Annotated in this window: 32 protein-coding genes and 1 pseudogene; 3 read left to right on the top strand and 30 right to left on the bottom strand. The window is 41.3% G+C overall.

Features of this window, described 5'->3' with window-relative positions:
• Positions 1–18: 18 nt before the first annotated feature.
• From G0028_RS02730 to G0028_RS02585, 30 genes and pseudogenes are all read right to left on the bottom strand, one after another.
• Positions 19–1,509 carry a flavin-containing monooxygenase gene (locus G0028_RS02730; RefSeq protein WP_174493371.1) on the bottom strand — a complete coding sequence of 497 codons (1,491 nt, stop codon included), beginning with the start codon at positions 1,507–1,509 and terminating at the stop codon, positions 19–21.
• A 206-nt stretch (positions 1,510–1,715) separates the two neighbouring features.
• Positions 1,716–2,081: a 50S ribosomal protein L17 gene (rplQ, locus tag G0028_RS02725; protein WP_004281488.1), complete on the bottom strand. Its 366-nt coding sequence runs from the start codon at positions 2,079–2,081 to the stop codon at positions 1,716–1,718.
• 18 nt (positions 2,082–2,099) lie between these two features.
• Positions 2,100–3,107 (bottom strand): DNA-directed RNA polymerase subunit alpha, encoded by a 1,008-nt coding sequence (locus G0028_RS02720; RefSeq protein ID WP_130074355.1) that lies wholly within the window; start codon positions 3,105–3,107, stop codon positions 2,100–2,102.
• A 17-nt stretch (positions 3,108–3,124) separates the two neighbouring features.
• A complete protein-coding gene (gene rpsD, locus G0028_RS02715; protein WP_130074354.1) occupies positions 3,125–3,751 on the bottom strand; it encodes a 30S ribosomal protein S4 in 627 nt (208 codons plus the stop codon).
• A 12-nt stretch (positions 3,752–3,763) separates the two neighbouring features.
• Positions 3,764–4,150, bottom strand: coding sequence for a 30S ribosomal protein S11 (gene rpsK / locus G0028_RS02710; RefSeq protein WP_001040166.1), 387 nt, complete (start codon positions 4,148–4,150; stop codon positions 3,764–3,766).
• A gap of 19 nt (positions 4,151–4,169) precedes the next feature.
• Positions 4,170–4,526 (bottom strand): 30S ribosomal protein S13, encoded by a 357-nt coding sequence (gene rpsM / locus G0028_RS02705; protein ID WP_130074353.1) that lies wholly within the window; start codon positions 4,524–4,526, stop codon positions 4,170–4,172.
• Between the two features lie 107 nt (positions 4,527–4,633).
• A complete protein-coding gene (rpmJ, locus tag G0028_RS02700) occupies positions 4,634–4,750 on the bottom strand; it encodes a 50S ribosomal protein L36 (protein ID WP_000867907.1) in 117 nt (38 codons plus the stop codon).
• A 20-nt stretch (positions 4,751–4,770) separates the two neighbouring features.
• Positions 4,771–6,090, bottom strand: coding sequence for a preprotein translocase subunit SecY (gene secY, locus G0028_RS02695; RefSeq protein ID WP_180046759.1), 1,320 nt, complete (start codon positions 6,088–6,090; stop codon positions 4,771–4,773).
• A gap of 45 nt (positions 6,091–6,135) precedes the next feature.
• Positions 6,136–6,576, bottom strand: a complete 441-nt coding sequence (rplO, locus tag G0028_RS02690) for a 50S ribosomal protein L15 (RefSeq protein WP_004869511.1) — start codon at positions 6,574–6,576, stop codon at positions 6,136–6,138.
• Between the two features lie 3 nt (positions 6,577–6,579).
• The gene (rpmD, locus tag G0028_RS02685; RefSeq protein ID WP_130074352.1) at positions 6,580–6,756 is read right to left on the bottom strand and encodes a 50S ribosomal protein L30; all 177 of its coding nucleotides are present in this window, start codon (positions 6,754–6,756) and stop codon (positions 6,580–6,582) included.
• A 6-nt stretch (positions 6,757–6,762) separates the two neighbouring features.
• A complete protein-coding gene (rpsE, locus tag G0028_RS02680) occupies positions 6,763–7,260 on the bottom strand; it encodes a 30S ribosomal protein S5 (RefSeq protein WP_065994106.1) in 498 nt (165 codons plus the stop codon).
• Positions 7,261–7,262: 2 nt separating this feature from the next.
• Positions 7,263–7,613 carry a 50S ribosomal protein L18 gene (gene rplR / locus G0028_RS02675; protein ID WP_004725713.1) on the bottom strand — a complete coding sequence of 117 codons (351 nt, stop codon included), beginning with the start codon at positions 7,611–7,613 and terminating at the stop codon, positions 7,263–7,265.
• Between the two features lie 14 nt (positions 7,614–7,627).
• Positions 7,628–8,161 carry a 50S ribosomal protein L6 gene (rplF, locus tag G0028_RS02670; protein ID WP_174493372.1) on the bottom strand — a complete coding sequence of 178 codons (534 nt, stop codon included), beginning with the start codon at positions 8,159–8,161 and terminating at the stop codon, positions 7,628–7,630.
• A gap of 13 nt (positions 8,162–8,174) precedes the next feature.
• Entirely contained in the window at positions 8,175–8,570 is a 396-nt protein-coding gene (gene rpsH, locus G0028_RS02665) for a 30S ribosomal protein S8 (protein WP_107007583.1), read from the bottom strand.
• A 13-nt stretch (positions 8,571–8,583) separates the two neighbouring features.
• Positions 8,584–8,889: a 30S ribosomal protein S14 gene (rpsN, locus tag G0028_RS02660; RefSeq protein ID WP_130074350.1), complete on the bottom strand. Its 306-nt coding sequence runs from the start codon at positions 8,887–8,889 to the stop codon at positions 8,584–8,586.
• Positions 8,890–8,898: 9 nt separating this feature from the next.
• The gene (gene rplE, locus G0028_RS02655) at positions 8,899–9,435 is read right to left on the bottom strand and encodes a 50S ribosomal protein L5 (RefSeq protein WP_130074349.1); all 537 of its coding nucleotides are present in this window, start codon (positions 9,433–9,435) and stop codon (positions 8,899–8,901) included.
• A 16-nt stretch (positions 9,436–9,451) separates the two neighbouring features.
• Positions 9,452–9,769, bottom strand: coding sequence for a 50S ribosomal protein L24 (gene rplX, locus G0028_RS02650; RefSeq protein ID WP_130074348.1), 318 nt, complete (start codon positions 9,767–9,769; stop codon positions 9,452–9,454).
• 11 nt (positions 9,770–9,780) lie between these two features.
• Positions 9,781–10,149, bottom strand: coding sequence for a 50S ribosomal protein L14 (rplN, locus tag G0028_RS02645; RefSeq protein WP_004725701.1), 369 nt, complete (start codon positions 10,147–10,149; stop codon positions 9,781–9,783).
• Between the two features lie 94 nt (positions 10,150–10,243).
• A complete protein-coding gene (rpsQ, locus tag G0028_RS02640) occupies positions 10,244–10,501 on the bottom strand; it encodes a 30S ribosomal protein S17 (RefSeq protein ID WP_086178145.1) in 258 nt (85 codons plus the stop codon).
• Positions 10,498–10,695, bottom strand: a complete 198-nt coding sequence (gene rpmC, locus G0028_RS02635; RefSeq protein WP_004650482.1) for a 50S ribosomal protein L29 — start codon at positions 10,693–10,695, stop codon at positions 10,498–10,500. The genes rpsQ and rpmC overlap by 4 nt, the downstream gene beginning before the upstream one ends.
• Positions 10,695–11,108, bottom strand: a complete 414-nt coding sequence (rplP, locus tag G0028_RS02630) for a 50S ribosomal protein L16 (RefSeq protein ID WP_130074347.1) — start codon at positions 11,106–11,108, stop codon at positions 10,695–10,697. Before rplP ends, rpmC begins: the two co-directional genes overlap by 1 nt.
• A pseudogene (rpsC, locus tag G0028_RS02625) lies at positions 11,048–11,864 on the bottom strand (30S ribosomal protein S3). The gene rplP and the pseudogene rpsC overlap by 61 nt, the downstream one beginning before the upstream one ends.
• A gap of 1 nt (position 11,865) precedes the next feature.
• A complete protein-coding gene (gene rplV / locus G0028_RS02620; RefSeq protein ID WP_065994096.1) occupies positions 11,866–12,195 on the bottom strand; it encodes a 50S ribosomal protein L22 in 330 nt (109 codons plus the stop codon).
• A gap of 9 nt (positions 12,196–12,204) precedes the next feature.
• The gene (rpsS, locus tag G0028_RS02615) at positions 12,205–12,480 is read right to left on the bottom strand and encodes a 30S ribosomal protein S19 (RefSeq protein ID WP_004869548.1); all 276 of its coding nucleotides are present in this window, start codon (positions 12,478–12,480) and stop codon (positions 12,205–12,207) included.
• Between the two features lie 19 nt (positions 12,481–12,499).
• Entirely contained in the window at positions 12,500–13,324 is an 825-nt protein-coding gene (rplB, locus tag G0028_RS02610) for a 50S ribosomal protein L2 (RefSeq protein WP_107007577.1), read from the bottom strand.
• Positions 13,325–13,335: 11 nt separating this feature from the next.
• A complete protein-coding gene (gene rplW / locus G0028_RS02605; protein ID WP_130074346.1) occupies positions 13,336–13,656 on the bottom strand; it encodes a 50S ribosomal protein L23 in 321 nt (106 codons plus the stop codon).
• Positions 13,653–14,255 carry a 50S ribosomal protein L4 gene (gene rplD, locus G0028_RS02600; protein WP_130074345.1) on the bottom strand — a complete coding sequence of 201 codons (603 nt, stop codon included), beginning with the start codon at positions 14,253–14,255 and terminating at the stop codon, positions 13,653–13,655. The genes rplW and rplD overlap by 4 nt, the downstream gene beginning before the upstream one ends.
• An 11-nt stretch (positions 14,256–14,266) precedes the next feature.
• Positions 14,267–14,905 (bottom strand): 50S ribosomal protein L3, encoded by a 639-nt coding sequence (gene rplC, locus G0028_RS02595; protein WP_130074344.1) that lies wholly within the window; start codon positions 14,903–14,905, stop codon positions 14,267–14,269.
• A gap of 59 nt (positions 14,906–14,964) precedes the next feature.
• Complete coding sequence (gene rpsJ / locus G0028_RS02590; protein WP_004725677.1) at positions 14,965–15,276, bottom strand: 30S ribosomal protein S10; 312 nt, start codon at positions 15,274–15,276, stop codon at positions 14,965–14,967.
• 274 nt (positions 15,277–15,550) lie between these two features.
• Entirely contained in the window at positions 15,551–16,276 is a 726-nt protein-coding gene (locus G0028_RS02585; RefSeq protein ID WP_180046753.1) for a type 1 glutamine amidotransferase, read from the bottom strand.
• A gap of 162 nt (positions 16,277–16,438) precedes the next feature.
• On the opposite strand from G0028_RS02585, the gene G0028_RS02580 reads away from it, so the two are divergent.
• The 3 genes from G0028_RS02580 to G0028_RS02570 all read left to right on the top strand — a co-directional run bounded on the left by G0028_RS02580 (position 16,439) and on the right by G0028_RS02570 (position 20,280).
• Positions 16,439–17,629, top strand: coding sequence for a PLP-dependent transferase (locus tag G0028_RS02580; RefSeq protein ID WP_180046751.1), 1,191 nt, complete (start codon positions 16,439–16,441; stop codon positions 17,627–17,629).
• Between the two features lie 193 nt (positions 17,630–17,822).
• Positions 17,823–19,361, top strand: a complete 1,539-nt coding sequence (locus G0028_RS02575) for a helicase HerA-like domain-containing protein (RefSeq protein WP_180046749.1) — start codon at positions 17,823–17,825, stop codon at positions 19,359–19,361.
• 154 nt (positions 19,362–19,515) lie between these two features.
• Positions 19,516–20,280, top strand: coding sequence for a globin domain-containing protein (locus tag G0028_RS02570; RefSeq protein ID WP_130074340.1), 765 nt, complete (start codon positions 19,516–19,518; stop codon positions 20,278–20,280).
• The last annotated feature ends 161 nt before the right edge of the window (positions 20,281–20,441 follow it).

Genomic DNA, 20,441 nt, shown 5'->3' with positions numbered 1-20,441 from the left:
TCTGATTCCCTATTTTAATTAAGAAACCAATTTAGGCTTTTTTGCCGCTTGTGCTTCACGCTTACGAAATTTCAACACACCATCATCAAACTTAGCATGTTTCAATTCTTTACGGTCTGCAAGATAGTTGTTCGTCACTTTCCAAGGTGCATGTTTACCTTGTTTAGGCATCACATCAGCAGCACGTGCAATATAACCCGATGATAAGCTTCCCATAACGGTGTCTTCCATCAATTCAGTTGCATCACCTTGTGGAACCACCTCATCATAGCCTTTCTTATCCATATAATTGAGGAGACGAGTAATATAATCCGCTGCAATATCAACTTTAAGTGTCCACGATGCATTAATATAACCAATAATCATCGCCATATTTGGGACATCACTCACCATCACACCTTGATACAACATATGTTGTGAGGTATTTAGCGGTTTACCATCTAATGTTGCTTTAATACCACCTAAAATCTGAATTTCCAAACCTGTTGCAGAGACGATAATATCTGCATCCAAATGCTGACCTGATTTAAGTTGAATGCCTGTTTCAGTAATTTTTTCAATATGATCCGTTTCAACACTCGCTTTACCAGAACGTAAAATCTTAAATAAATCACCATCAGGCACGACGCATAAACGTTGATCCCATGGATTATAGCTTGGCGTAAAGTGTTTCATATCCACTTTACCTTTTAGCTGCATTTCAATTGATTTTAATAACAATTTACGCAGTACTTTAGGCTGCTTTTGTGCAAGTGCATAAATACCACGTTGCATACCAATATTACGTGCACGCGTCAATTTATAGGCTAAATCTTCAGGCAATACTTTGCGCATTTTGTCATACACAAAATCCACCGATGGAATTGATGCAATATAGGTAGGTGAACGTTGTAACATGGTCACATGACCTGCACCCCCTTTTGCCATTGCTGGAACCAAGGTAATTGCTGTTGCACCACTACCAATAATCACAACTTTTTTACCTGCATAATCTAAATTTTCAGGCCAAAATTGTGGATTAACAAACTCACCTTTAAAGTTTTCTTTACCAGGATAATCAGGCTGATAACCTTGGTCATAGTTATAATAACCGGTACAACCTACCACAAAGTTTGCTATCCAAGTCTGTAATTGACCATTCGGATCTTCAATTTCCACAGACCATTTTTTTGTTACCGAATCATAATTCGCAGTGCGTACCCGATGATTAAAATGAATTTTATCCTTAAGTTTAAATTCATCAACAACTTCAGAAACATAACCTTTAATTGAAGCACCATCTGCAAGTACATTTGCTTTTTGCCAAGGCTTAAAATTAAAACCAAAAGTCGACATATCCGAATCTGAACGAATACCAGGATATTTAAATAAATCCCAAGTACCACCAAAACTATCTCGGCGCTCAATTATTTCAAACGAACGTTGTGGCGAATTTTTAGATAAATGTGCAGCTACTCCAATACCAGAGATCCCTGCGCCTACAATGAGAATATCAACTTGCTTTTCCATTTTCTTTTTATAACCTTTTTAAGAGTACATTTTTATTAAAACATAAATTTGACAATACACAATGTCAAGTTTGACTTTTTCTGACAAAATGCATGTCACTTGAGGACATTTTTAATATTTTGTCTAACAATTATTATTCCGAAGCATAAAAAAGGTCGGTATAAAAACCGACCTTTTCAAGAACAACCGAAGTTCTTAGAGAAGTATTAGTTTACTTCACGATCTACAAGTTCTACATAAGCCATCGGTGCAGCATCACCTGCACGGAAACCAGCTTTAAGAACACGCAGATAACCACCGTTACGTTCTTTATAACGAGGGCCTAGAACGGTAAATAATTTACCAACAGTTGCTGCTGAACGAGTACGAGCAAACGCTAAACGACGGTTTGCAACAGTATCGTTTTTAGCTAAAGTGATTAAAGGCTCAGCTACACGACGTAACTCTTTTGCTTTAGGAACAGTAGTTTTGATTAACTCATGTTCAAACAAAGAATTCGCCATGTTTTGGAACATCGCTTTACGATGACTGCTTGTACGGCCTAATTTCACACCACTATTACGATGACGCATGGTGATAGTCCTACTTAATTAACGGCTACGATAGGCAAAACGATCGTCCATACGCAAACTAGCTGGTGGCCAGTTTTCTAAACGCATGCCGAGTTGTAAGCCTTTTGAAGCCAGAACATCTTTGATTTCAGTCAACGATTTTTTACCTAAGTTAGGAGTTTTTAATAACTCAACTTCAGTACGTTGTACTAAATCACCAATGTAGTAAATATTTTCTGCTTTCAAACAGTTAGCAGAACGAACAGTAAGCTCTAGATCATCTACTGGACGAAGCAAGATTGGGTCAACTTCTTCACGAGGTTCTTGAGCCACTGGCGCTTGATCTTTCTGAAGATCAACAAAAATTGCAATTTGTTGTTGCAAGATTGTTGCCGCTTTGCGGATCGCTTCTTCTGGATCTACAGTACCATTTGTTTCAAGATCAATGACCAATTTATCAAGGTCAGTACGTTGTTCTACACGCGCATTTTCTACGGTATAAGAAACACGTTTGATTGGGCTATAAGAAGCATCTAACTGTAAACGACCCACTGGGCGAGTTTCGCCTTCAGGGAAGCGTGAGTCAGATGTTTCATAACCACGACCTTGAGCAACTTTCAAGCGCATTTTTAATGAGCCTGTAGCACTTAAAGTGCCGATCACATGTTCAGGGTTAACCACTTCAACATTATGTGGCAAACGAAGATCAGCAGCAGTTACATCGCCAGGACCTTGTTTTTCTAATGTTAAATATGCTTCGTTTTGATCGAACAGCTTAATAGACAATCCTTTTAGGTTCAGCAAGAGCTCGACGATGTCCTGCTGCAAGCCTTCTAAAGTACTGTACTCGTGCTCGACACCTTCTATTTCCACTTCAACCACAGCAGCGCCAGGCAAAGAAGATAATAGAATGCGACGTAAAGCATTCCCCAGAGTATGACCAAAGCCACGCTCTAAAGGTTCTAGAATCACTTTCGCCGAGGTCCCGCTTGCCGCTTCGACCTTGATCGCTTGCGGAGTAAGAAACTCGTTTGCAGTACGCGTCATTATTGCTACCTCAAGGATTATTTAGAATACAATTCTACAATCAAGCTTTCGTTGATTTCAGCAGGTAAATCAGAACGATCTGGTGCAGCTTTAAATGTACCTTCAAGTTTCGAATGATCTACTTCGATCCAAGGAGAAGTACCACGTTGAGCAGCTAATTCAATTGCGTTTTTAATACGTAATTGTTGTTTAGCACCTTCGTGAACTGCGATCACGTCACCCGCTTTAACTTGGATAGACGCGATATTAACGCGACGACCATTTAAAGTGATTGAACGGTGAGATACAAGCTGACGAGCTTCTGCACGTGTAGAACCAAAGCCCATACGATAAACAACGTTATCTAAACGGCTTTCAAGCAATTTCAACAAGTTTTCACCTGTTGCGCCTTTAACACGAGCAGCTTCTTTATAGTAATTACTAAATTGACGCTCTAACACACCGTACATACGACGTACTTTTTGTTTTTCACGTAATTGTAGTGAATACTCAGATTGTTTACCACCACGAGCCCCGCCATGTTGACCAGGCGCTTTAGCAGCTTTTTTAGTTTTGACGTCAAAAGGTTTAACGCCAGATTTTAATTGCAGGTCTGTCCCTTCGCGGCGAGAGAGTTTGCATTTTGGACCAATATAACGAGCCATGAATGTTTCTCCTTACACGCGACGTTTTTTAGGTGGACGGCAACCGTTGTGCGGAATTGGAGTCACATCGGTAATGCTGTTAATTTTATAACCCACTGCACCTAATGCACGAACCGCAGATTCACGACCAGGACCAGGACCTTTTACAAGGACGTCCAAGTTTTTCAAACCGTAATCTAAAGCAGCTTTACCAGCAACTTCAGCAGCTACCTGAGCAGCAAACGGAGTTGATTTACGTGATCCACGGAAGCCTTGTCCACCTGAAGTGGCCCAAGCCAATGCATTACCTTGACGATCAGTAATCGTAACAATGGTGTTATTAAAAGAAGCGTGAATGTGTGCAACACCTTCAGAGACGGTACGGGTGACCTTCTTGCGTGTGCGAGTATCTTTAGCCATCTTTTAGCTTCCAGAAATCTTATTTCTTAATAGGTTTGCGCGGACCTTTACGGGTACGTGCGTTAGTTTTGGTGCGTTGTCCGCGAACAGGCAAGCTGCGACGATGACGAAGACCGCGGTAGCAGCCTAAATCCATTAAACGTTTAATGTTCATGGAAATTTCGCGACGTAAGTCACCTTCGGTTGGAACCTTAGCAACTTCAGCACGAATCGCATCAAGCTGAGCATCATCTAATTCACGAATTTTAGTAGTTGTAGCAACACCCGCAGCAGCTAAGATAACTTTAGCAGTATGGCGACCAATACCAAAAATATACGTGAGAGAGATAACAGCATGCTTGTTATCCGGAATGTTTACACCGGCAATACGAGCCATTCAAATTTCTCCAAAAAGGCAGTAGAGATAATCAACCGCCCCACAAAAATCTTGAGGGGCGGATAATAACCTAATTAGCCTACTGAAATCAACAGGTCTTAATTAAATTAACCTTGACGCTGCTTATGACGAGGTTCAGCGCTACAAATTACGCGAATAACCCCATTACGACGGATAACTTTACAGCTACCACAAATTTTCTTTACAGAAGCTTGTACTTTCATGATGAAACCTCTAAGTGCGCTTATCCTTTAGGATGAGCAGTCGTTTTTCTCATTAACGTTTGATTGTCATATTGGCGTGAAGTGAGATGTGCTTGTAGCTGAGCCATAAAGTCCATCACCACAACAACAACGATCAACAATGATGTACCACCAAGGTGGAACGGAATACCAAAAGAACTTTGCAGAATCATTGGCATCAAACAAATCACAGTAATATAAATCGAACCAATAAACGTCAAACGATTAAGAATATGATCTAAGTAACGAGCAGTTTGCTCACCTGGGCGAATACCAGGTACATAAGCTCCGCTGCGTTTCAAGTTCTCTGATACTTCTTTAGGGCTAAATACAAGTGCCGTATAAAAATAACAGAAAAAGATAATTAACGCACCAAAGAGCACCAAATACAAAGGTTGTCCAGGCGACAATACGAGTGCCAAATCTTGAAGGCTACGTTTTACAATTCCTGCATTTGGATCAGCACTACCCAACCATTGACCTAAACTTGCAGGGAACAACAATAACGAACTTGCGAAAATTGCTGGAATAACCCCTGCCATGTTAATTTTCAATGGCAAATGTGTTTGCTGTGCAGTGAATACACGACGACCTTGCTGCTTTTGAGCATAGTTAACAGGTATGCGGCGTTGCGCTTTTTCAATAAACACAATCGCTGCAAGTACAGCAACCGAGAGCAATCCAAAAATAGCCAAACCAATTAAACTTGACTGACCATTATCTACCGAAGTAAATGCTTGAATTACTAGGTTTGGTAAGCCAGCAACAATACCTGCGAAGATAATCATCGAGATACCATTACCAATACCGCGCTCTGTAATTTGCTCACCCAACCACATTAAGAACATCGTACCTGCAACTAACGATGTTAGTGCTGGAATGTAAAATGCCAGTCCAGAAGTCAAAGTAATACCTTGACTAATTAAACCTGCACACATCCCGATACCTTGAACAAATGCGAGTAAAAGTGTGCCATAGCGTGTGTACTGATTAATCTTACGCTTGCCCTGCTCGCCTTCTTTCTTTAATGCTTCCAGCGAAGGAACAACCGTTGACATTAACTGCACGATAATCGATGCAGAAATGTATGGCATGATCCCTAACGCAAGAATTGACATTCGCTCTAATGCCCCGCCTGAGAACATATTAAACAAGCCTAAGAAGGTACCCTCATTAGCCTTGAAAAAACGTTCTAAAGCGACATTATCGATACCTGGTAGCGGAATATGCGCTCCTAGTCGAAAGACCACCAATGCACCAATTAAGAACATTAATCGGCGTATAACTTCACGATATTTCACATGAAACGGTTGACCTTTCATCATATTCACATGACCTGAAGAACTAGGAGACATACTCACTCGCGATTACTCCTCGACTTTACCGCCAGCAGCTTCTACAGCAGCTTTAGCGCCTTTAGTCAAAGCAACACCTTGTACAGTGAACGCACGAGTAATTTCACCAGAAAGAACGATACGAGCACGTAACATATCTTTACGTACAACATTCGCAGCTTTCAAAGTTTCAAGTGAAACAATATCACCTTCAACTTTAGCAAGTTCTGACAAACGTACTTCAGCAGTTTTCAAAGCCAATTGGCTAGTGAAACCGAATTTAGGTAAACGACGATATAACGCAGTTTGACCACCTTCAAAGCCTGGACGAACGCCACCACTTTTACGTGATTTTTGACCTTTGACACCACGGCCACCGGTTTTACCAACGCCAGAACCGATACCACGGCCTAAACGACGGTTTTCACGTTTTGCACCTTCAGCAGGTGCAAGCTCATTTAAACGCAGAGTCATGGCTTATTCCTCTACACTAACCATATAGTAGACTTTGTTGATCATACCACGGTTAGAAGGAGTATCTACCACTTCTACAGTATGACCAATACGACGCAGACCTAAACCTTGTAGGCAAAGTTTGTGATTTTTCAAACGATGCGAAGCAGATTTAGTCTGGGTAACTTTAATCGTTTTCATGATTGATTACCCTAAAATTTGTTCTACTGAAAGACCACGTTTTGCAGCAACTTTCTCTGGAGAAGTCATATCACGCAAACCATTAAAAGTCGCGTTTACAACGTTTGCAGCGTTTGTAGAACCATAACATTTAGTCAATACGTTACGTACACCAGCAGCTTCAAGTACCGCACGCATAGAACCACCAGCGATTACGCCAGTACCTTCTGATGCAGGTTGCATGAATACACGGCTAGCGCCATGACGCGCATTGATTGGGTGTTGTAAAGTACCGTCAACAAGATCAACAGTGATCATGTTACGACGTGCAGCTTCAAGTGCTTTAGAAATAGCAGCTGGAACTTCACGTGCTTTACCACGACCAAAACCTACACGACCATTACCATCACCAACCACAGTCAATGCTGTGAAAGAGAAGATACGACCGCCCTTAACAACTTTGGCTACACGATCAACGGCAACCAGCTTTTCAACAAGACCTTCGTTTTGTTCAACTTTAGCCATGATTAGAACTCCAAGCCGTTTTCACGAGCAGCATCAGCCAAGGCTTTGATACGACCATGATATTTAAAACCAGAACGGTCAAACGCTACTTTAGTAACACCAGCAGCTTTCGCACGTTCTGCGATTAAAGCACCTACTTTAGTAGCTGAATCTACATTACCTGTAGTACCGCTACGTAAAGATGCATCCAAAGTAGAAGCTTGCGCTAATACTTTGCCACCATCTGCTGAAATAACTTGCGCATAGATGTGACGCGGCGTGCGGTTTACACACAAACGAGTCGCACCCAATGCACGAATGTGCAAGCGTGTGCTTTTTGCACGACGCAAACGGGATTGTTTCTTTTCGTTCATAAGAACCTCGCGCCTTATTTCTTCTTAGCTTCTTTACGAAGAACAACTTCGTCAGAATAACGAACACCTTTACCTTTATAAGGCTCTGGTGGACGGTAACCACGGATATCTGCAGCCACTTGACCTAAAGCTGCTTTATCAGCAGATTTAAGAATAATTTCAGTTGCAGTTGGAGTTTCAGCAGTTACACCTTCTGGAAGGTTGTAGTCGATTGGGTGTGAAAAACCAAGGTTAAGGTTAACAACGTTACCTTTAACCGCAGCTTTATAACCAACACCAATGAGTTGTAACTTGCGTTCGAAACCTTCGCTAACACCTTTTACAAGGTTGTTAAGAACAGCGCGAGCAGTACCAGCTTGCATCCAAGCGTCTTTCGACTCAGCTTTAGGAGCAATGTGAAGTTGACCTTCTTCCTGTTTTAGCTCGACCAGCGCATGCAGGTTGAAAGACAACGTACCTTTGCTGCCTTTCACTTCGACCTGCCGGCCGTTCTGAGTAACTGTTACACCATTAGGTACAGTTACTGGGGCTTTAGCCACACGAGACATGAGGAATCACCTATTAAGAAACAAAAGCAATAACTTCACCACCAACGCCCGCAGCACGTGCAGCGCGATCAGTCATGATGCCTTTGCTTGTAGAAACAATTGCAATACCTAAACCTTGCTTAACGCTAGGAAGTGCATCTTTACCGCGATATTGGCGTAGACCTGGACGGCTTACACGTTTCACAGTATCAATAACTGGTTTGCCTTCGAAATATTTTAAAGTAATAGTCAAAGTAGCTTTGCCTTCATTATCAGCAACTTCTACGTTTGAAATATAACCTTCTTGTTGAAGTACGTTCGCAATCGCAACTTTCAACTTAGAGTTTGGCATAGAAACAGTTTGTTTCTTTGCCATTTGTGCGTTACGAACACGTGTTAACATGTCGGCAACGGTATCTTGCATACTCATTTATAGTCGCTCCTTACCAGCTTGCCTTAACAACGCCCGGTACATCACCTTGCATTACTGTGTCACGTAATTTGTTACGGCTTAAGCCGAACTTACGGAAGTAACCATGAGGACGACCAGTTAAACCACAACGGTTACGAAGACGCACTGGAGATGCATTACGTGGTAATGCTTGTAACTTCATCATCGCTTCGAAACGCTCTTCATCAGTTGCATTTACATTTGCAATCGTTGCTTTTAATTCAGCACGTTTTGCAGCAAATTTTGCAACTGTTTTTTCGCGTTTCAATTCGCGATTAATCATACCTTTCTTAGCCATATCGACCTCTTATTTGAATGGGAAGCCGAAACCACGCATAAGCGCACGGCCTTCGTCATCAGTGCGAGCAGTCGTAGTGATGGTGATATCCATACCACGAATACGATCGATCTTATCAAAATCGATTTCAGGGAACATAATTTGTTCCTTGAGACCCATAGAGTAGTTACCACGACCGTCAAATGATTTCGCAGAGAAACCACGGAAGTCACGGATACGAGGGATCGCAATTGAGATCAAACGGTCTAAGAATTCGTACATTTGTTCGCCGCGTAAAGTAACTTTACAACCAATCGGCCAACCATCACGGATTTTAAAACCAGCGATTGATTTACGAGCTAAAGTTAATACTGGTTTTTGACCAGCAATAGCTTGCATATCAGCTAAAGCGCCATCTAACAATTTCTTGTCAGCTGAAGCCGCACCAACACCCATATTAATGGTAATTTTTGTGATGCGAGGAATCTCCATCACGTTCGCCAAACCAAGTTCTTCTTTCAACTTAGCTCGGATTTCGTCGTTATAACGCGTTTTAAGTCTGGCCATAGCCTATTTCAACCTATTACTTCGCTACCGCCACTGATTCACCATTTGACTTGTAAACGCGAGTTTTCACGCCTTCAGACACTTGGTAACCAACACGGTCAGCCTTTTGGGTTGTAGCATTAAAAATTGCCACGTTTGAAATATGAAGCGAAGCTTCTTGTGTAACGATAGCGCCTTCAGCACCTGTTGCACGGTTCGGCTTTTGATGCTTCTTAACCAAGTTAAGGCCTTCTACCATAACACGGTCATTAGAAACAGACAGAACAGTACCCTGTTTGCCTTTTTCTTTACCTGCGATCACAATTACTTGATCGCCTTTTCTAATCTTAGCCATGATTGCCTCTATTATAGAACTTCAGGAGCCAATGAAATGATTTTCATGAACTGTTCAGTACGAAGTTCACGAGTCACTGGTCCGAAAATACGAGTGGCAATCGGAGCCTTGTTGTTGTTCAAAATAACTGCAGCATTGTCATCAAAACGGATCACAGAACCGTCTGGACGACGAATACCGAATTTAGTACGAACCACAACAGCATTCATCACGTCACCTTTTTTAACACGGCCACGTGGAATTGCTTCTTTTACAGTAACTTTAATAATGTCGCCAACAGAAGCATAACGACGATGTGAACCACCTAGTACTTTGATACATTGTACGCGGCGAGCACCACTGTTGTCTGCTACGTCGAGCATACTTTCGGTTTGAATCATTGCCCTACTCCAAAACCGAGTCGCATCACCGGTCGCAATTTCGAAAGGCTCAAAGAGTACTCGAAATTAACCAATGATGCAACCAGAACGTTAATTACTCAGCAGCAGCTTCAACTACTTCAACTAAAGTCCAAGACTTAGTTTTAGAAATTGGGCGGCTTTCTTTGATGCTTACTAGGTCGCCAACTTTAGCAACGTTGTTTTCATCATGAGCGTGTAATTTAGTTGAACGGCGGATTGATTTGCCATACAACGGGTGTTGAACGCGGCGTTCAATAAGAACAACAATAGACTTGTCCATTTTGTCACTTACGACTTTGCCAGTTAACGTGCGAACTGTTTGCTCACTCATTGTCCGTTCCCCTGTTTTTCGGTAAGGAGTGTCTTGATACGAGCAATAGTTTTACGAGTAAGCGCAACTTCATGCGATTTACCCAATTGACCAGTTGCTTTCGCCATACGAAGACGGAATTGGTTAAGCTGTTGCTCATCAAGCAAAGCTGTCAACTCTTCTACCGATTTTTCACGTAGATCTTTAGTTTTCATTACATCACCGTCTTAGTAACGATAGTGGTTTTGAACGGAAGTTTAGCCGCTGCAAGCGCAAACGCTTCACGAGCCAATTCTTCACTAACACCATCCATTTCGTACAAGATCTTACCTGGTTTGATTTGACAAACCCAGTATTCCACAGAACCTTTACCTTTACCCATACGAACTTCTAATGGTTTTTCAGTAATTGGTTTGTCTGGGAAAACACGGATAAAGATCTTACCACCACGTTTAACACGACGACTAATTGTACGACGACAAGCTTCAATCTGACGCGCAGTCATTTGACCACGTTCAATAGATTTAAGCGCAACAGTACCAAAAGATACAGTGCTACCGCGATGTGCTAGACCAGTGTTACGGCCTTTTTGTACTTTACGGAATTTAGTACGTTTAGGTTGCAACATGGATTATTCTCCTTTTTCAGCAGAACGATCATTGCGACGACCACGACGCTCTTGACCTTCACCACGACCACGACCACGTTTAGCTGGACGCTCTTCAGCAGGAGCAGGGTTCATGACTTGTTTCATGCCACCTAAGATCTCACCACGGAAAATCCATACTTTAACGCCGATCGTACCGTAAGTAGTCTCAGCACGCATAGTTGCGTAATCAATATCAGCACGAAGCGTATGCAAAGGTACACGACCTTCACGATACCATTCAGTACGTGCAATCTCTGCACCACCTAAACGGCCTGAAACTTCAACTTTGATACCTTTAGCGCCAGCACGCATTGTGTTTTGAACCGCACGCTTCATAGCACGACGGAACATTACACGTTTTTCTAATTGAGAAGCAATTGCTTCAGCAACTAGACGCGCGTCTAAGTCTGGACGATCAATTTCATTGATACTTACTTGCGCAGGAACACCCATAATATTGGTAAGTTCACGCTGTAATTTCTCAATGTCTTCGCCTTTTTTACCGATCACGATACCTGGACGAGCAGTGCTAATTGTTACTTTAGCAGCGCCTGTAGGACGTTCGATAAGAATATTGCTGATCATTGCATTCTTAAGTTTTTTAGTCAAAAACTCACGAACTTGCAAATCTTTAAGCAAGTATTCAGCGTATTGTTTCGGATTCGCATACCAGTTAGCGTTATGACGTTTCACAACACCTAGGCGGATACCGATTGGATGAACCTTCTGACCCATATCAAACCCCTACCTTAACGGTGATGTGACAAGTACGCTTAGTAATACGATCTGCACGGCCTTTAGCACGTGGCATAATACGTTTAAGGCTCATGCCTTCATCAACGTAAATCGTAGTTACTTTAAGATCGTCTACATCTAAACTGTTATTATGTTCAGCGTTTGCAATTGCAGATTCCAATGCCTTTTTAACCAAAACTGCAGCTTTTTTGTTGCTGAAGTTAAGGATGTTAAGCGCGTGAGCAACAGATTTGCCACGGATTAGGTCTGCAACCAAACGAGTTTTTTGTGCCGAGATAGCGGCACCGCGTAATTTAGCAGTAACTTCCATCATAGCACCTTAACGTTTAGACTTCTTGTCAACACCGTGACCACGATAGGTACGAGTTGGCGCGAATTCACCTAATTTATGTCCAACCATATGTTCAGATACAATCACTGGAACATGGTTACGACCATTATGTACAGAAATTGTTAAACCAACAAAATCTGGGAGGATCATCGAACGACGCGACCAAGTTTTGATCGGCTTACGAGAATTACTCGCTACAGCCGCTTCAACCTTAGCGAACAAGTGCGCATCGACGAATGGGCCTTTTTTCAGAGAACGAGGCATTGTCAGATTCCTTTACTTGTTACTTAACGCGACGGTCGCGAATGATCATCTTAGTCGTACGCTTATTGGTACGAGTCTTGTACCCTTTCGCTTTTTGACCCCATGGGCTTACAGGTTGAATACCTTTATTACGCCCTTCACCACCACCATGTGGATGGTCTACTGGGTTCATCGCCATACCACGAACGGTAGGACGAACGCCACGCCAGCGTGATGCACCTGCTTTACCAAGTGAACGAAGGTTGCTTTCTGAGTTAGATACTTCACCTAACACAGCGCGACATTCAACGTGTACTTTACGCATTTCGCCTGAACGTAGACGAATAATCGCGTAAGAACCGTCACGACCTAACAACTGAGCAGAAGTACCAGCAGAACGTACTAATTGTGCGCCTTTACCGATTTTAAGCTCGATGTTATGTAATGTAGAACCGATTGGCATGTTGCGAAGTGGCAAGCAGTTACCTGTACGAATTGGAGCATCGTTACCAGATTGTACTTTATCACCAGCACGAAGGCCTTTAGGTGCAATGATATAACGACGTTCACCGTCAGCATAAAGCACAAGTGCAATATGAGATGTACGGTTAGGATCGTATTCAATACGCTCTACAGTTGCAGGAATACCATCTTTGTTACGTTTAAAGTCAACAAGACGATAGTGCTGCTTATGACCGCCACCAACGTGACGAGTTGTAATGTGACCGTTGTTATTACGACCACCAGTACGTTTTTTAGCTTCTACCAACGGTGCATAAGGCGCGCCTTTGTGAAGATGGCTATGAACCACTTTCTCTACAAAGCGACGTCCTGGAGACGTTGGCTTACATTTTTGAATAGGCATAATTCTCGTCCTTACTCCGCTGCGTTTTCAGCGGTATCGCCCAAGTCAGCCATTTCAACATCTTGGCCAGCTTTCAGGGTGACGTATGCTTTTTTAACATCAGAACGACGTCCTAATGTACGACCAAAGCGCTTAGTCTTACCTTTAGTGATAGTCGTGTTAACTTTAACAACTTCCACACCAAACAATTGTTCAACTGCTTTTTTGATTTCAAGTTTGTTTGCATCAAGTGCAACTTTAAATACTTGAACACCAGCAGTCTCACCTAAAACTTGTGCTTTTTCTGAGAATACAGGTCCTTGGAGGACTTGATAGATACGTTCGTTGTTCATCCGAGTTCTACCTCAATTTTCTTAGCAGCAGCAACAGACATTACAACTTTATCGAACGCGATCAAGCCAACAGGATCGATCCCAGCAGCATCAACCACATCAACGTGTGGAAGGTTACGTGCAGCTAAATATAGATTTTCATCTACAGCTTCAGTAACGATTAATGCGCGAGTAGCGTTCAAGTCGTTAAGTTTTGCAAGCAATTCTTTAGTTTTAGGCGCTTCAACAGCAAACTCTTCAACTAATACAAGACGATCTTGGCGAACAAGTTCAGCTAAGATACATTGCATTGCACCGCGGTACATTTTACGGTTCACTTTTTGTGACCAATCTTGTGGACGAGCAGCAAAAGTTTTACCACCACCAACCCAGATTGGGCTACGAATAGAACCAGCACGAGCGCGGCCAGTACCTTTTTGACGGAATGGTTTTTTACCACCGCCAGAAACGTCTGCACGTGATTTTTGTGCTTTTGAGCCTTGACGACCACCAGCTAAATAAGCTGTAACAACTTGGTGTACAAGCGCTTCATTGAATTCACGACCAAACGCAACTTCAGACAATTCAACAGCAGAGCCGGAAACAGTATTTAAATTCACGTTATTTCCCCTCAGGCCTTGATAGTAGGACGAACAGTTACGTCGCCACCAGTAGCACCAGGAACCGCGCCTTTAACAACAAGAACTGAACGTTCAACGTCGATAGCAACGATTTCAAGACCCTGTGTAGTTACACGTACATCACCTAGGTGACCAGGCATTTTTTTGCCTTTGAATACGCGACCAGGAGTCTGGTTTTGACCTGTAGAACCGATTACACGGTGAGATACAGAGTTACCATGTGTAGCATCTTGCGTACGGAAGTTCCAACGCTTAACACCACCTTGGAAACCTTTACCTTTAGATTGACCAGTTACGTCAACAACTTGACCTACTGTGAACAAGTCTACACCGATAGTTCCACCAACTTCACGACCTTCAAGATCAGCTTCTGTAGCACGGAATTCTTGAACTAAACGACCAGCTGCAACACCTGCTTTCGCAAAGTGACCTTTCTGAGCATTAGTTACGCGAGATTCGCGACGTTCACCAGTAGTGATTTGAATCGCTTGATAACCATCAGTTTCAAGCGTTTTGATTTGAGTGATACGGTTAGGATCAACCTCAATCACTGTTACAGGTACAGAAACACCAGCATCTGTAAAGATACGTGTCATACCGCACTTGCGACCGACTAAACCAATAGCCATGTGCATAAACCTCTAAAAAAGCGGCTTAATTAACTTAGAGCGTTAATTAACCGAAAGCCTTAACCCAATGCGATCTGAACATCAACACCAGCTGCAAGATCCAATTTCATCAACGCATCTACAGTTTTATCTGTAGGCTGAACGATATCGATCAAACGTTTATAAGTGCGGATCTCATATTGGTCACGCGCATCTTTATTTACGTGTGGTGATGTTAAAACGTTAAAACGTTCAATGCGTGTAGGCATTGGAATTGGACCACAAACTTGCGCACCAGTACGTTTTGCTGTTTCTACGATTTCTTGAGAAGATTGATCAATTAAACGATGATCAAAAGACTTAAGACGGATACGAATTCTCTGGTTAGACATACCAGTTAACTCCAAGCCAAATATATAAAGAATCACTCCTGACGCATCTCACCCCACTAAAAAGGCAAGTGTCAAGAGCAGTGAAAATCACTAAGGTCGTGATCGATGCCACGACTGTAACGATCTGGGTAACTTTCTTCGTTACCCAACCCTTCGTATTAAAGGGTCGCCCATTATAACGATTGTTTAACGCTTAAGCAAATATATTTAGCATTTTTTAATTGTTTTTAAATAGTTCATCAAAATCAATCTGCTTAAATCTCAAGCAGACTTTTTAATGTCTTAAGACATAATCAATCGCCTGATTTAAGATTTGATGACCTGCCATAAAATCATCTTTTGGCGATATTTTTAAACTCTCTAATGGCTGCACATAATGCCCTTGAAAGACTTGCTGATCTTCTTCATGTTCAATAAAGAGCCCTAAACTTTGTGGGGTAATTTCAGGATGGAACTGGAAACCCAATACATTTTTCCCAATCTGATACAGCTGATTTCTACAAATTTCGTTTTCAGCCAAACGTACAGCACCTTTAGGAATATCAAAGGTTTCACTGTGCCATTGCATGACTCGCATTTTCTCAGGCAATTGAAAACAAAACTCAGGTGTGGCCGTACTTTTATATACGGTTGTCCAACCCAGCTCTTGCATTGGATTACGATAGACATTTGCACCTAAAGCATTGGCGATCAGCTGCCCACCTAAACACAAACCAATTGCAGGTTTCTCTGTTGCCAAATATCGGCGTATCCAACGCTTTTCAATTTTTAACCAAGGATAATTCGCTTCATCATTCACACTCATTTCACCACCCATAATGATCAGCAGATCCACATCATCGACTTGAGGCAGAGCCTCTATATCTAATGCGAAATCCTTAGGTAAGGCATAAAATTCAGTTGCTGTAATGTGTGCATTTAGGGATTTTAAATAGTCATAACATGCGCCAAAATCTTCGCCTGCAATATGTCTAAAATAATGTACTTTTAATTTTTTCATCTGAGCACCATTTTTGTCATAATGTCTTTGATCATGATTTTAATTAAGCAAAAATGAAGCCAAATCCTTTTTAATTTATAAATATTCACATTTTAAAACTTTGCGCTACATGCTTTCTGTGTTTCTCTTTAATCATCTTTTATTGGTATCTAGAGCCTTGTTGTGAAACTTCATCCGCAAACTGCTTTGGTTCATGCTGAACGTAAAGCACCTCAATGGATCAACACGATTCAACCCCCAATCTATCGTGCATCTACCATTATTTTTAATGATACAACAGCATTGTTTGATCGGCATTGGACTGATCCGTATGACTATAGTTATGGTACGCACGGTACACCTAGCACGTTCACACTAGGCGATAATATTGCCCAAATCGAAGGTGGTGAATATTGTCTATTATGCCCAAGTGGTCTATCTGCAATTAATTTAGTCAATGCTTGTTTTCTAGCAACAGGAGATGAGGTCTGGGTTGCAGACAATATTTATGGTCCTAATATGGAACATTTGCGCAATTTAGAATCACGTTATGGCATTATCGTTAAAGTGTATAACGCAATTGATATTAATAGTTTTCAACCCACAGAGAAAGCCAAACTGCTTTGGTTAGAAGCAGCTGGATCAGTCACTTTAGAGTTTCCCAACCTGATCAATTTGGTAAAAAAAGCCAAAGCCAACAATATACTCACAGCACTTGATAATACGTGGGGCGCAGGTTTAGCCTTTAATGCCTTTGATTTCAGTCAGGAGCATTTAACTGTAGATATGACTGTACATGCCTTGACTAAATATCCAAGCGGTGGTGGTGATATTCTCATGGGCTCTGTGGTCACGCGTGATCAAGCTTTACATCACAAGCTGTTTCGCGCACATGCGATTCAAGGCATTGCGATTTCAGGTGATGATGCTGCACAAGTCCAACGTAGCCTAGCATCTATGCAACTTCGTTATGAAAAACAATCTCAAAGTGCTATAAAAATTTTACAATGGTTAAAAACACAAGATGCTTTTGCACAAGTGCTTCATCCTGCTGACCCTGATAATATCAGCCATGCTTTTTGGAAAGAAACTTGCCAAAATGAGCAAAGTGCGGGTTTAGTCAGTGTCATTTTTAAAGCTGAATATGACATGACTGCTATTCGTAAATTCTGTGACCATTTAAAGTTATTCAAACTCGGCTTTAGTTGGGGCGGTCCTGTGAGTTTAGTGATGTTATATAACTTAAATGATATGCGCCATTTGGAACATTCACATTTGCAAAAGGGTTTGTTGGTACGTTTCTGTATTGGCTTGGAAGATGCGGATGATTTGATTGAGGATATTGAAAATGGATTGAAGGCACTTCTAGGTTAATTTATCACACCCCTCATCCTAACCTTCTCTGAGCCACACATGGCGCAAGAGAAGGAACTTTTCATTAGCCACTCATTCATAATAAAAACAGTTTTACTACACCTTTAATTCATGGCATTTTGTATAACAACAATGAGATAAAAATTGAATTCAACAAAATACTCAAACTCAAATTAAAGCTATAGGAATAACAATGGGTACACCAATCGTCATCGCAAAAAAAACTTCAGATACTTCACAAGACATCGTATTACATTCACAATTTGCTAACCGACATGGCTTGATTGCGGGAGCAACAGGTACAGGTAAAACCATCACCTTAAAAGTCTTAGCTGAAAGCTTTTCTCGTATTGGTGTACCCGTATTTTTAGCTGATGCCAAAGGTGATGTGTCGAGTATTGCTAAAGCAGGATCAAGCAATCCTAAATTTGATGAACGTATTCAAAGCTTAAGCATTGAAAGTATTCCTTTTGCTGCATCTCCTACAATTTTTTGGGATCTCTTTGGTGAACAAGGACATCCGATTCGTACCACAGTTTCTGAAATTGGCCCTTTACTTCTTGCACAAATATTGAATTTAAATGAAACGCAAGAAGGTGTGCTCTCGGCTGTATTTCGTATTGCTGATGATCAAGGTTTACTTCTGATCGACTTTAAAGACCTCAAAGCCATCCTCAGCTATGTCAGTGAAAATGCAGCTGCGCTAAAAACTGAATACGGCAACCTCTCTCCTGCCAGTCTTGGTGCAATTCAACGAAATTTGTTAGCACTTGGTGATCAGGGCGGTGATCGCTTCTTTGGTGAACCAAGCTTAGACATTATGGATTTCATCCAAACAGATTCCAATGGACAAGGTTATATCAATTTATTGGCTGCGGATAAATTAATCAATATCCCAAAACTCTATGCAACATTCTTACTTTGGATGTTATCTGAGTTGTTTGAAAAACTACCTGAAGTCGGTGATATGGATAAGCCCAAATTGGTATTTTTCTTCGATGAAGCGCATTTATTATTCAACAATACAAGCCCTGCATTACAAGAAAAAATTCAACAAGTGGTACGCTTAATTCGTTCTAAAGGTGTCGGGATTTATTTTATCACCCAAAGCCCATTAGACATTCCAGAAGATGTACTTGGACAATTAGGTAATCGTGTACAACATGCGCTTCGTGCATTCACACCAAAAGATCAAAAAGCAGTCAAAACCGCAGCAGATACCTTCCGCGCAAATCCTGAGTTTAAAGTCGATGAAGCGATCACCGAACTTGCTGTAGGCGAGGCTTTAATTAGTTGTTTAGATGAGCAAGGCACACCTCAAGTTGTGGAACGTGGCATGGTCATGCCGCCTTACTCATCATTTAGTCCAATCACCTTAGATGAACGTAAAGCACTCATGACACAAAGTATCGTTGCCGGCGTATATGAGGCTGAAGTGGACCGTGATAGTGCCTATGAAATACTACAACGTAAAGTCGCTGAAAGTACTCAGCAACAAGCTGCTATCAAAGCCGCTGCAGAACAGGAAAAACAACAGCAGATTATAGAAAAACAACAAGCCAAAGCACAGCAACAGCAGGAAAAAGAAGAAGCCAAAGCAGCAGCGGCAAGAGCTAAAATGACTCAGGATGTACTCGGTACATTCGCCAAAAGTGCAGCACGCAGCCTAGGGGGGACAACAGGTCAAAAAATTGTGCGTGGTCTGCTTGGCTCATTATTTGGCGGGAAATAATCCCTTCTCTTATTTTTATAATTACTGATTAAATAAGGAGTATTTAACTATTCCTTATTTACTTTATGGTTTTTATTTCAAGAAAGCTTGCTATTTCCCCCTTAAAAATGTATTTTAAATACATCTTATAAACGCAAATAAAAAAAGGCCTCCCATGACCCCTCAACATATCGAACTTGTTAAATCTACAGTGCCTGTACTACGTGAAAATGGCGTTGCCTTAACGCAATATTTTTATAACCGCATGTTGAATAATAATCCTGATCTAAAAAATGTCTTTAACATGGATCATCAAAGTAGCGGTCGCCAACCTCGTGCACTCGCTGCTGCAGTTTTAGCTTATGCAGAACATATTGAAAACCCAAGTGTTTTAGCTAAAGCCATTGAACACATCACCACGAAACATGTCAGTCTAAATATTCAAGCAGATCAATATGCAATTGTGGGTGAAAATCTTTTACATTCAATCAGTGAAGTTTTAGATGTCCCATTTGAATCAGAATTAATTGCTGCGTGGAAAGAAGCATACTTACAACTTGCAGATATTTTAATTAATGTCGAAAAAGCGAAATACGATGGCTTAGCAACACAAGAAGGCGGCTGGAAAGGTTGGCGTGAGTTTGAAATTACTGCACTAGAAAATACGGAGACAGGTAAGAAATTCACACTAAAAGCAAAAGATGGTCAAAGCCTCCCTGCTGCTGAAGCGAGTCAGTACATTTCAGTAAAAGTACAAGTGCCAAATCACAACATTCAACAACCTCAACAGTTTACTTTTGCAACAGCACAAAACAATACTGAATATCAAATTGAAGTTAAACCTGTAGAGACAGCAACTGAATATTCTGTTGCAAATATTCTATTAGAAAGTTACAAAGTTGGTGACAGCTTAGAAGTCACTGCGCCATTAAAAGGCTAAGCTAAACTTCTGTGTACTTAAATAGGTCAAACGATGTTTGACCTATTTGATTGATTTAAAAATTTATACTCTTACCCAATCATTTTTCAATATTCTATTTTGATTTCTTTTCATCATTCATTCAGTCAGATTTATTTTCAATTTTTTTGCTTTCAACAAGT

Source organism: Acinetobacter piscicola (assembly GCF_015218165.1).
Lineage (GTDB): Bacteria > Pseudomonadota > Gammaproteobacteria > Pseudomonadales > Moraxellaceae > Acinetobacter > Acinetobacter piscicola_A.
The sequence above is the reverse complement of the archived record's forward strand: the minus strand, read 5'-3'. Positions and strand labels throughout refer to the sequence as shown.